Origin of the sequence: Arthrobacter sp. H14 (assembly GCF_000520495.1) — a bacterium.
In the GTDB taxonomy this organism is placed as follows: domain Bacteria; phylum Actinomycetota; class Actinomycetes; order Actinomycetales; family Micrococcaceae; genus Arthrobacter_C.
This window is the reverse complement of record NZ_KI914690.1, coordinates 1-10,175: the sequence shown is the minus strand read 5'-3', so window position 1 is coordinate 10,175 and position 10,175 is coordinate 1. Positions and strand designations below refer to the sequence as shown.

General features: G+C 62.2%; 11 protein-coding genes and 1 pseudogene. 7 read left to right on the top strand and 5 right to left on the bottom strand.

The window, feature by feature from the left end; translation table 11 throughout:
- The 3 genes from Y707_RS30175 to Y707_RS0119340 form a co-directional block, all read left to right on the top strand.
- Positions 1–114 (top strand): multicopper oxidase domain-containing protein (locus tag Y707_RS30175; RefSeq protein ID WP_155853171.1); only part of this gene is annotated, 114 nt, incomplete at its 5' end.
- A gap of 9 nt (positions 115–123) precedes the next feature.
- A complete protein-coding gene (locus Y707_RS0119345; RefSeq protein WP_081745017.1) occupies positions 124–492 on the top strand; it encodes a HoxN/HupN/NixA family nickel/cobalt transporter in 369 nt (122 codons plus the stop codon).
- Between the two features lie 147 nt (positions 493–639).
- Positions 640–855 (top strand): hypothetical protein, encoded by a 216-nt coding sequence (locus Y707_RS0119340; protein ID WP_026536299.1) that lies wholly within the window; start codon positions 640–642, stop codon positions 853–855.
- Positions 856–1,005: 150 nt separating this feature from the next.
- Here Y707_RS0119340 and Y707_RS0119335 read toward each other — a convergent pair whose 3' ends face one another.
- Genes Y707_RS0119335 through Y707_RS33635 form a run of 3 tightly spaced genes read right to left on the bottom strand, consistent with a single transcriptional unit; the run spans position 1,006 to position 4,726 of the window.
- Positions 1,006–2,037, bottom strand: coding sequence for an ABC transporter ATP-binding protein (locus tag Y707_RS0119335; protein ID WP_035782715.1), 1,032 nt, complete (start codon positions 2,035–2,037; stop codon positions 1,006–1,008).
- On the bottom strand, positions 2,034–3,623 hold the full coding sequence (locus Y707_RS0119330; protein ID WP_051442214.1) for an ABC transporter permease: 1,590 nt from the start codon (positions 3,621–3,623) through the stop codon (positions 2,034–2,036). Before Y707_RS0119330 ends, Y707_RS0119335 begins: the two co-directional genes overlap by 4 nt.
- Positions 3,624–3,667: 44 nt before the next feature.
- Positions 3,668–4,726: an iron ABC transporter substrate-binding protein gene (locus tag Y707_RS33635; RefSeq protein ID WP_026536296.1), complete on the bottom strand. Its 1,059-nt coding sequence runs from the start codon at positions 4,724–4,726 to the stop codon at positions 3,668–3,670.
- Positions 4,727–5,520: 794 nt separating this feature from the next.
- Between Y707_RS33635 and Y707_RS0119315 the strand changes: the two genes are divergently transcribed.
- On the top strand, positions 5,521–6,825 hold the full coding sequence (locus tag Y707_RS0119315) for a cation:proton antiporter (protein WP_026536295.1): 1,305 nt from the start codon (positions 5,521–5,523) through the stop codon (positions 6,823–6,825).
- Between the two features lie 4 nt (positions 6,826–6,829).
- Here the strand turns inward: Y707_RS0119315 and Y707_RS30170 are convergent.
- Positions 6,830–6,940 (bottom strand): annotated as a pseudogene (locus tag Y707_RS30170) (SDR family oxidoreductase); the annotation flags it as partial.
- A gap of 14 nt (positions 6,941–6,954) precedes the next feature.
- On the opposite strand from Y707_RS30170, the gene Y707_RS30960 reads away from it, so the two are divergent.
- The 3 genes from Y707_RS30960 (at position 6,955) to Y707_RS0119300 (ending at position 9,442) form a co-directional block, all read left to right on the top strand.
- A complete protein-coding gene (locus Y707_RS30960) occupies positions 6,955–7,407 on the top strand; it encodes a hypothetical protein (protein ID WP_026536294.1) in 453 nt (150 codons plus the stop codon).
- Positions 7,408–7,584: 177 nt separating this feature from the next.
- Positions 7,585–8,076 carry a beta-class carbonic anhydrase gene (locus Y707_RS0119305; RefSeq protein ID WP_026536293.1) on the top strand — a complete coding sequence of 164 codons (492 nt, stop codon included), beginning with the start codon at positions 7,585–7,587 and terminating at the stop codon, positions 8,074–8,076.
- 190 nt (positions 8,077–8,266) lie between these two features.
- Positions 8,267–9,442, top strand: a complete 1,176-nt coding sequence (locus Y707_RS0119300) for a zinc-dependent alcohol dehydrogenase (RefSeq protein ID WP_026536292.1) — start codon at positions 8,267–8,269, stop codon at positions 9,440–9,442.
- 53 nt (positions 9,443–9,495) lie between these two features.
- Here Y707_RS0119300 and Y707_RS0119295 read toward each other — a convergent pair whose 3' ends face one another.
- A complete protein-coding gene (locus tag Y707_RS0119295) occupies positions 9,496–10,017 on the bottom strand; it encodes a GNAT family N-acetyltransferase (RefSeq protein ID WP_026536291.1) in 522 nt (173 codons plus the stop codon).
- Between the last annotated feature and the right edge of the window lie 158 nt (positions 10,018–10,175).

Here is a 10,175-nt window from a genome sequence, read left to right as displayed (position 1 = left end):
AGGCAGGTGAAAGTCCTCATCGCCTTCGAAGACTTCCCGGGACGCACCGTCTACCACTGCCACATCCTCGACCACGAAGACCAAGGCATGATGGGCACCGTCGAAGCCCGCTGAGGCTAGGGCCTGCCCTGGTACACGGTAATGGTCCTGCCCATCCTCTTCACCGCAGGAATGACACTCTTCGACAGTGCCGACGGGATCCTGATGAGCCGCCTCTACCACTGGGAGTCCGCCGACCCACGAAGGAAAGTGAACTACAACCTCGTCGTCACCGCAGTGTCCGTATGCGTTGCATTCCTCATCGGAGGAACAGCGCTACTCTCCGTACTGACCGAACTCGTGAGAAGCCCCACCGGCCTGCTCCACACCACGACCGCCATCAACCTCAACTTCCTCGGCGTGGCCCTCACGTTCTTCGCCTGTACCTTCTTCGCGGCACGAATGTGGAGAAAGAACAAACCAAACCCGACAGTGCTGGTTCTTCACACCTGACCGGTCAGCTGCAACCCTTTCAAGGAGGAACTAAGAACCAAACAGCGATGACCAGCACAGAGGGGACCGTGTATTACCCACTGGGTACCCGCGGAAACACCACAGCCCCAGTCCACGATGGATACTCCCGCGGAATGGAGAAACCGAATGCTCAACAACAATTTGAATGACGGAACCACTGGCTTTGGCGGAACGATGGGCGACGCAATGATGGGATTCGGCGGTGGAATGATGGTTTTCGGGATGCTGATGATGTTAGCGGTCCTGGCTCTCATCATCCTGGGAATCTGGGCGTTGGTCGTCTGGCTCCGTAATACCCGTTCCCGGCCCGAAGCACGCACCCTGGGCTGGTCAAGTTTTTGAGAGAGTTTTCTTGATTTTTTTGTGATTTTCAGGCCGCTTGGGTCTGAGTCTGTGATCCCTGGTACTGCTCGTACATGGCGTTCGGGCTGAGCCCTTTGTTGTGGGTGCACAATCGCCGATTCCAATTTTTCGGCGGCGGCGGGGAATCGATCAGCTCTCGGGAAAGACCACGGCTTCGCCGACCACCCGAAGGCACAGTTCCTCGCCCGGGCGGGCCAACAAGGCGTTCCAGTGCCGAATGGTGATCGTCTCCGGCTCCGCGTGCAGCTGGATGCGCACGGTGGTTTCCGGTCCGAAATAGTCGCTGTCCACCACGGTTCCGCGGACCGGACTTTCATCGACGACGCGAATTTGTTCCGGCCGCAGCATCAGCTGAACCGGCCCGTCCTCGGCCCTGCCCTTGACCGGTATTGCACCGAGGCAGCAGGTGGCCACCGTGCCGTGCAGCTCGGCATCGAGGATGACGGCATCGCCGAGGAACTCCGCCGTCTGCCGGTCTGCCGGTCGCGTGTACACAACAAACGGGCTGCCGGTTTGGGTGAGCCGGCCGGCCCGCATGACCGCCACCTGATCGGCGAAGGAGAGTGCCTCGCCCTGATCATGGGTGACCAGCACGGTGGTCACTCCGGCGCGTCGAAGGGTTGCGGCCACGGCTTTACGGGTGGCAACGCGCAGCCCAGCATCGAGTGAGCTGAACGGTTCATCCAGAAGCATCAGCTGGGGTTCTTTCGCCAGGGCTCGTGCCAGCGCGACCCGTTGTTGTTGGCCGCCGGAGAGTTCATGGGGCTGGCGCTTCGAATAGGACGGTTCGAGCGAGACCATTTCCAGCAGCTCGTCCACCCGCTTCTGCACCGTCTTTCCGTGGCCGGTGAGCCCGAAGGCGATGTTCCGCCCGACCGACAGGTGCGGGAAAAGAGCGCCGTCCTGGGCCACGTACCCCACATTGCGTCGATGGGCCGGAACGAGGCGTCCGCCATCGGCCATGGGAGTGCCGCCGATGCTGATGCTGCCGGCGTCGGGCGCGGTGAAGCCGGCGATCAGCCGCAGCAGCGTCGTCTTGCCGCTGCCGGAGGGGCCAACGATCGCCGTCGTCGTCTCCGCGTGCACCGTGAGGCTGACATCGGTCAGCACCTCGGTGCGGTGGAACGTTTTGGCGACATTGGCGATCTGCAGGTGGTTCATCGTCCGGCGGCTTTCTGCGATTGTGTGTACAGCAGGTAGGTCACCGGCAGCGAGAGCAGGACCATGAGGAGCGCATACGGGGCGGCGCCGGCGTAATCGATCTCGCCGCTTAGCGACCAGAATCTGGTGGCCAGCGTCCAGGTGCCGCTGGGTGAGAGCAGCAGGGTGGCCGTCAATTCATTGACGACGCCGAGGAACACCAGTGCTGCTCCGCCGGCCGCCGCGGGCGCACACAGCCGCAGCGTGACCTTCAGAAACGCCGTCGGCGGTGCCTTTCCGAGGGCCCTGGCGGCTTCCTCAAGCGCGGGCGGTGCTTGGGCGATTCCAGCTCGCAGCGGAATCAGGGCCCGCGGCAGAAAGAGCAGCACGTAGGCCGCGACGACGACGGCGGTGCTCTGGTAGATCGGTTGGACAAAGCTGATGGTGACGGTGACCAGGGCGAGTGCAACCACAATGCCGGGCATGGAACTGGCCACGTAGTTGGTTCCTTCCAAGATGCGGGTGAAGCGGCTGGGGTGCCGGACGGCAAGCCAGGCGACCGGGAACGCGAGCACCGTGGTGACCGCCGCTCCAGCGAACCCATAACCGAGCGTTTGCACCAGGGCGCCGGCCAGCGGTCCGGCTGTCCAGACCTCGGCGCCGCCGGCGATTAGCCAGCGGGCGATATTGACCAGCGGAACGCCCAGTGCCAGCGCGATGACCGCAGCCAGGGCACCAACGGCCGGCAGGCGCCAGCGGCCCAGCCGTGCGGGAACGGGCGCGGCGGCAACACCGCTGCCGAGCCGGGCATAGTGAGCAGTGCCGCGCCCCCTCGATTCGGTGAGCAACAAGAACAGGCAGAAGAGGACCAGCACACCGGCGAGCATATTCGCCGCCGCGCCGTTGAAGGTGGACTGGTACTGGCCCATGATCGCCGTCGTAAAGGTACTAAAGCGGATCATCGAGAAGGCACCGTACTCGGCCAGCAGATGCAGGGAGACCAGTAGCGCCCCGCCGACGACGGCCAGGCGCAGTTGTGGCACCACGACCCGGAAGAACACGCTCCATGGGCCAAGTCCCAGGGACGCGGCGGAATGTTCCAACGCCGGGTCCAGCCGGCGCAGCGTGGCCGCGGCGGGAATGTAGACGAGTGGGAAGTAGGAAAGCACGGAAATCAGCACGCCGGACCACACTCCGGCGAGGGTCGGGATGGTGCTGATCCAGGCGTAGCTGTTCACGTACGCCGGCACAGCCAGCGGGGCCGCCAGCAGAAGCGCCCAGGCCCGGGCGCCGGGAACGTTGGTACGTTCCACCAGCCACGCGGTCCCGATGCCGATCAGCACCGTCAGTGGTACGGTCAGCGCGATCAGCGAGACGGTGTTGATCGCCAGCTCGCCGACCCGCGGGCGGAAGATCAGATAGGTGGCGTCCTCCCAGCCGGTGGCAACCGTCATCGTGATCACGAAGCCCAGCGGGATGAGGGCTGTGAGCGTGACGAGGACTGCGGGCACCAGCACTGCAGCCGGGGGAGCGGAGCGTTTGCCCTTTTCCCCCGGCCGTTCCGGGACCCGCAGGAGCCGGGCCGCGCGGTGATCGGTTATCGGCATGTGCCGGGCCGTTCCGCTGGCGGGCTGAGGTGGTGCGGCATGGTTTAGAGCAGTCCCGCGTCAATCATCAGCTCGGTGACTTTTTCGCTGTTCAGCTTCGCGGCGTCGACCTCCGGCGCTTCCAGTTCCGTCAGCGGGACTAGGTCCTCGTGCGGGGCTACACCGCTGGCGACCGGGTACTCGAAGGAGTCGCCGTTCTGCAGTACGTGTTGGCCCGCTTTGCCGGTGATGAAGGTCAGGAACTGCTGCGCCTGCTCGGGCTGATCGCTGGAGGCCAGCACCCCGCCGCCGGAAACGCTGACAAAGGCGCCCGGATCCTGATCCTTGAAATAGTGCATGCCGACGTTGTTGCTGTTTTCTCCCGTTTCGGCCTGGTCACCGTAGTAGTAATAGTGGTAGATAACGCCGCCGTCGATCTGGCCGGCATTGACCGCCTTCATCACGGCGGTGTTGTCTTTATAGGCTTCGGCATTGTCCTTCATCGCCAGATCGGAAGAGCACACGTCTGAACTCCAGTCAAGTTCGAGCATGGCACTGACAATCGCCTGGAAGTCGGCGCCGGTGGGGGAAGCGCCCCAGCGGCCGTTCCACTGCTCGTTCTGCAGATCCATGATGGATTCGGGCAATTCGGACTCTTGAACCGCGTCCTTGTTGTAGACGAAGACGGTTGACCGGGCCGCGATGCCGGTCCACATATCGGTGGAGGGCCGGTATTCGGCGGGAACCTGATCGATGATGTCCGCATTCACCTCGGCCAGGAGGCCGGCGTTTTCCACCTGCGTCATGGCCGGCGAATTTTCCGTGAGGAAGACGTCCGCAGGGGAGGCTTCGCCCTCGGCAATAATCTGGTTGCTGAATTCATAATCACTGCCCTGGCGCAGCGTAACTTCAATGCCGGTCTCCGCCGTGAACGCATCGGCCCACGCCTGGGTCAGGGAGTCATGCTGGGCGTTATAAACGGTGATCGCCTCAGAGGTGCTGTTTTCGGCGGGGCTTCCTGCCTCGGCGCCGGATGTTTCAGCACTGCCGCCACAGGCAGTCAGCGCCAGTACTGTCACAGATGCCAGTGCCACTACCGGTGCAACCTTGGATCGGATGTACATCAATTCCCCTTATCGTCCTTGAACCAAACTTCACAGGCAGGACAAGAGCCGACCTGATACCAAATATAACTTAGGTTAGCTTTGCCTAAATAACAAACGAGTAGGAAATGTTGAGGCGGGTCATCTATGGTTACCATCACCAGGGTGATTTTTAGAAGGGCCGCCGGCGAACAGGGCAAGAGGATGGTCGCCCAGCGGTTGGAATCTTAAACAGCTGAGGGACCCTGATGCGCCGGCCCCCGTTCGATCTTGTGTTGTTCAAGAACGTTCGTGGTGCTCTCGGCGACGGAATACCTGTTGCGGAACGCTGTCATTGACACTTGCCCTGCCCATCTACAGCTCACTGGCCGTTCATTGCCTTGATCGGGCATGCCGTCTGTGCGCTGTCGTATCAGCTTTCGGAGGAACCACTACACGATGCAGTGGTTCTCAAGGGGCCGGAAGCGGCCATCGCCTTTCACACTGAGCCGCAGCTTCGTGCGGCAGTCGGTGGGTGCGCTTCAGCGGACCCTGCCGGTGAGGATCCTGGATTCGGCGTCCCACGCAAGGACGCTCACCGCGCCGTCCTTCGCATAGGCTGGAATTGGGCATACTTTCCTGCTTTCACGCGCCGGGAACGCAGCGGGTCCGGATGCACGCCTTTCCGCTGTCAGCAATCGGGGACCGCATACCGAAAGGTGTGTCAAGAATCGGCGCCGATGAGGACTCGTTACCGCAGCTGCTGGAAGCGGCGTAGCCTACACAAGTGCGTGGTGGCCCGGCGTGCGCTTATTTGCCCGAGGAAAGAGGTGCCGGTGTTTGAAGCGCCGAGTCTGGTATTCGCTGCTGCAGGACTCGCGGTTTTCGCCGCGGCACTGTTGCCACGCCTGCTGATGCGGGCTCCGGTGTCGATGCCCATGATGTTTCTTGCCGCGGGTTTCGTGGTGTTCTCCTTCGCGGACGACCTGCCGGATCCGGATCCGATCGAGTACAGCGACGTCACCGTCCACCTCAGCGAGGTCTGCGTGATCATCTCCCTCATGGGTGCGGGTCTGGCGTTGGACCGGAGGGTGGGGTGGAAGCGCTGGGCCACCACTTGGCGGTTGCTCGGGATCGCGATGCCGCTGTGCCTGATCGTTTTCACGCTGCTCGGGATGTGGGTACTGGGCCTTGGGCTGGCCGCAGCAATCCTTGTGGCGGCGGCACTGGCGCCTACGGACCCGGTGCTGGCATCGGAAGTGCAGGTCGGCGAGCCTTCCGAAACGGAGGAGGAGCTTGAGTTCGAGGATGAGGTGCGGTTCGGCCTGACTTCCGAGGCCGGCCTCAACGACGGGCTTGCTTTCCCCTTTGTCTATCTTGCGATCGCCATGAGCATGGTGGGTACTGCGCCTTCGGCATGGTTCCCCGAGTTCATTGTCCTGGACGTGGTGTGGCGGATCGGAATCGGGTGCCTGCTCGGATTCGGCGTCGGCAAGCTGCTGAGCCGGATCTTCTTCCGGTCCCGGATCGAGAGCGCGCGGATGGCCAGCCACTCCGAGGGATTCGTTGCCCTGGCAGCCACCTTCCTCACCTACGGGGTCACCGAGATGGTTGAGGGGTACGGGTTCATCGCCGTCTTTGTCTGCGCCGTCACGATCCGCTCAGACGAGCAGACCCACGGGTTCCACGGGGTGCTGCACAGCTATATCGAGCAGCTTGAGCGGCTGCTCACCGTGGTGGTGCTCGTGCTCCTGGGCGGGGCAGTGGCAAGGGGGCTGCTGGCGGGTGTCACCCTCGGCGAGATGCTCGTGGCTCTTGCCTTTCTTCTCCTGGTGCGGCCCATCGCGGCCTGGATCAGCCTCAGCAGGGGCAGCACCGGGCCGTGGGAGCGCGGCGTCATCTCCTTCTTCGGCGTCCGCGGCATCGGTTCCATCTACTACCTCAGCTACGCACTGTCCGAGGGAGAGTTCGCCGCCGAGGAGGCAACCCTGTGGCGCATTGTCGGCCTCGTCATCGTGATGTCGATCCTCCTGCACGGGATTACCGCCGCACCGACGATCAACGCCTTGGATCGGGCGCGGAAACGCAAGGCGCTGCGGGATTCCGGCACCGAGGACGCAGCCTCCAAAACGGCCATCTGAGGGTTCAGAGCGGCGTGACGTATGCGCCGGCGATGCCGCCGTCCACCATAAACTGGCTTGCCGTAATGAAGGATGAATCATCCGAGGCGAGGAAGGCGACGGCTGCGGCTATCTCTGTCCGGGCTCGATTTGGCAGCTCCCACCGGGGCCATCTCGGATCTGCGCGACAGCGTCGACGGGCCAGAAGACATTGATCAGCCCATCGTCCTCAATGACACCGCGAACCTGGTACCCACTGACGCCAACGCACTCGTTTTCAGCCGCACCCCGGGTCAGGTCCTGAACATTGTTTATCTGAGCCCGGAGCCCGTGCGCTCCGGTGGGTTCTTCCCCAACGGTGTTAACGGTGCCCTCAACGGCAGCGGAACCCTTGCCCCTGCACCAGCCTTCCCCTCCGGTGCACCCGATACGGGAATCGAAGGCTCAAACGCGGGCCAGTCCAGTCAGGCAGACCTGGGATTGATCGGTCTTGGCGGTGGAGCGGCCCTCGCCCGCCGGAGGCGGCCCTGGCCGCCCAACACAAAATGGGTAAGAAGGACGCCGCGGGAAAAACCCCGGCAGCCTCGGAGTAACCCCCGGTAGCGGACGTGAAGGAATGGGAGTTGGAGCTGCCCGCATAAGGCTGTACGTCGACGGGTAGGCTGGGCGGAGATCGTCCAGGCTGCCGTGCTCAACAAGCGTGGATCACCACGCCAGTATCACACTGATTTTTCAGCATGACGGCAACCGGAATGGATTTACTGAAAGGACACCAAAAGAATGACTGTCACAGACCAGCTGATCGAAAACGCTCAAAGCTACGCCGAATCATTCAATAACGCTGACCTGCCGATGCCGCCGGCACGTAACGTAGCCATCGTGACGTGCATGGATGCGCGGCTGAATCCCTACGGTTTGCTGGGCCTCAACGAGGGCGACGCCCACGTGATCCGCAATGCAGGCGGCGTCATCACCGAGGACGGGATTCGTTCGTTGGCTATCAGCCAGCGCCTCCTTGGTACGAACGAAATCATCTTGATACACCACACCGACTGCGGCATGCTCACCTTCACCGACGATGACTTCAAAGCACAAATCGAAGCCGATACAGGCCTTCGGCCCGGATGGGCGCCGGAATCCTTCAAGGACCCTGCCGAAGACGTCAAACAATCCCTCGCCCGAATCACAGCCAACCCCTTCATCGGACACAAAGAAAACATCCGCGGCTTCGTCTACTCCGTGGCCGACGGCACACTCACCGAAATCAACTGACAACCACGGGCAGCCCGGGTCGAGCACAGATCCCTAAGCTCTTACCGGGAGCTGCCAGAGTCGGCTATGGCGAAGATCAAATGAGTTTCGATCAGGGACACGATGAGTGACGAGGCCGGTTGGCAGGGATTTGGCAGGGTTCTGACTGGCTCCGGCCGTAATTAGATGATGGTGATATGGAGGAGGAGATATGAGAGCACTCACATGGCAGGGTAAGCGTTCGGTCAGTGTGGAGACTGTTCCGGACCCGGAAATCGAGGAGGCGACGGACGCAATCATCCGGGTCACGTCCACCGCGATCTGTGGTTCGGATCTGCACCTGTATGAAGTGTTGGGTCCTTTCATGGACAAGGGTGACATCATCGGCCATGAACCGATGGGCATCGTTGAACAGGTCGGCTCCCAGGTGAGGAACCTCAGTGCAGGTGACCGCGTCGTCGTGCCGTTCAATGTCTCTTGTGGGCACTGCTTCATGTGCGGGCTGGGATTGCAGTCCCAATGTGAAACGACCCAGGTCAGGGAGTACGGCAGCGGTGCAGGGTTTTTGGGGTACTCGCGGCTGTATGGGTCTATCCCCGGTGCTCAGGCGGAGTACCTGCGGGTCCAGCACGCTGATTTCGGGGCAATCAAGGTGCCGGTGGAGGGCCCCGACGAAAAGTATCTATATCTGTCCGATATTCTTCCCACGGCGTGGCAGGGGGTGAAGTACGCCAATGTACCTGAGGGCGGTAGCCTCGCTGTTTTCGGCCTCGGCCCGGTGGGTCAGTTTGCGGCCCGGATCGGAACATATCTGGGTTATCAGGTGACAGGCGTCGACCCTGTACCCGAGCGCCGTGCGATGGCTGAGCGTTATGGGGTCCAGACTTTGGGCCTTGATGATGGTTTGGCCGATGAGTTGCGGGAGAAGACGAACGGGCGCGGACCCGATGCGGTTGTTGAGGCAGTGGGTATGGAAGCCCATGGCTCGCCCGCGGCCGGGTTCGCCCAGGCCGCCGTAGGGATGCTGCCGGGCGCCGTGGCCCGCAAGGCCCTGGCGAAAGCCGGTGTTGATCGTCTATCCGCCCTCCATTCCGCTATCGACGTTGTCCGCCGCGGTGGAACGATTTCCATCAGCGGTGTCTATGGGGGCCAGGCGGATCCGATGCCGATGCTGACCATGTTCGATAAGCAGATCCAGATGCGGATGGGTCAGTGCAATGTGCGGCATTGGACTGATGAGTTGATGCCGCTGGTCGAAGACAGTTCAGATCCGCTTGGGGTGATGGACCTGGCGACACACCAGGTCCCACTGGAGCAAGCGCCGCAGTACTACGAGAAGTTCCAAAAGAAGGAAGACGGCTGCATCAAGGTCATACTCAAACCCTGACGCCCTCCGCCCCGGCTCAACCGGCCGGGGGCAGCCCAGGTTGTTTGACCGGCTTAATCCCAGTCTTCGTTCTCTCCGCTCTGCGGGGGCCAGCGGCGGAAGTCCATCGAGAGGTACAAGGCCATTGCTGCGGCGTTGGCACTGTCCACGGTGACGGCGATAGTGCTTCGACCCATGGCATGCAGGGCGTTCATGGCCGAGTGCAGCAGTTCCTGTGCCAGGCCCTTCCTTTGATGCTCCGGGTGAATGAAAAGCTCGGCAATAAACGCTGGCTGTTCCTTCTCATCACCGGAGGCCCCCTCGAGGACGACGATGGCGGCGGTTATTTGGCTATCGGTATCCTCGGCCAGCAGCGAGGCCATGGATATGGGGCGCTCGTGTCCGCCGTTGATCAGGCCATGCAACCGGCTGGATGCTTCGGCGGGACTCCACCCCTCGATGGCAGCCGGGACGTAGGCGTTGAAGTACAGTTCCGCCAGGGTGGGAACGTCGGCGGCATTGATGGGCCGCATAGCGACCTTCGGTTCTTTGTCCCGGCCCCCGGTAAGGGCCGCCAGTGTAATCGGGGTGCTCATTCAAACCCTGCTTTCGGCAGTTGCCGTACTCGTGAAGCGGATAGGCAAAGAACCAGGGCCGCCATCTAAAGCTGCCGGTCAGCGCAGCAGACCTATAGTCAACACGTTCGTGTTCCTCCAAGGCAAGCGATAAAGCAAGCGATGGGGGCAAACCCGCC